1 pseudogene is annotated in these 897 nt (G+C 65.4%); it reads left to right on the forward strand.

Annotated elements, in window-relative coordinates:
• A pseudogene (locus tag EN949_RS35445) lies at nt 1–897 on the forward strand (translocation/assembly module TamB); the annotation flags it as partial.

The raw sequence follows: 897 nt of genomic DNA on the forward strand, positions 1-897 counted from the left end.
GCACCGACATCCAGGCCGACATCAAGGGCAAATTGGGCGACGTTTCCGTGCTGTCGCCGACAGTCGGCGTGCCGGTTGCCGGTGGCGTCGATTTCGCGCTGTCGGCAAGCGGCGCGATGACGGCGCCGGATTTCACCGTTACCGCCGATAGCGACAGCCTGACGGCATCGGGCCGCACGGTGAAGAGCATCAAGCTGACGGCGAGCGGCAAGGCCGATATCACCAGTCCCGCCGCCAACGTATCGCTGACCGGCTCCGTCAACGACCAGCCGCTCGATATCAAGGCAGCACTGGTGACAAGCGAGGGCAAGCGTTCGATCAACGGATTCCTGGTCTCGCTGGGCGACAACAAGGTCTCGGGCGATCTCGCGCTGGACGACACGTACATGCCGCTCGGCACGCTGACGCTCGACGCGCCCGCTATCGACCAGTTGGCCGCACTGGCCGGCCAGGCGGTGACGGGCGACATCGACGGCACCATCGGCTTTGCCAAGGAGGGCGACGCGCCCTCCGTCGCGATCGATGCGAAGAGCACTTCGATCGCGCGTGGCGACGTGACGGCCAAGGCCATCACCGTCAATGCGCTGATCGCCAATTATCTCAAGGCGCCGGCGATCGCCGGTTCGATAAAGGCTGACAGCGTCACTTCCGGAACCACCGAAATCAGTGGCATCGGCGTCGACCTGAAGCGCGACGGCGATTGGACCAATTTCATCGGCGGCGCCACCATAGCGGGCATTCCGGCGACCGCTGCCGGCCGGGTGAAGATCGCCGACGGCAAGACGAGCGTCGAGATTGCCTCGGGCGAGGCGACGGTTCGCGGCATCAAGGCGGCAATCGCTCAGGCGTCGACACTGAGCATCGCCAACGGCACGGCCAGCATCGCGAAACTGGCGC

Origin of the sequence: Mesorhizobium sp. M7A.F.Ca.US.007.01.2.1 (assembly GCF_003998165.1) — a bacterium.
Classification (GTDB): domain Bacteria; phylum Pseudomonadota; class Alphaproteobacteria; order Rhizobiales; family Rhizobiaceae; genus Mesorhizobium; species Mesorhizobium ciceri.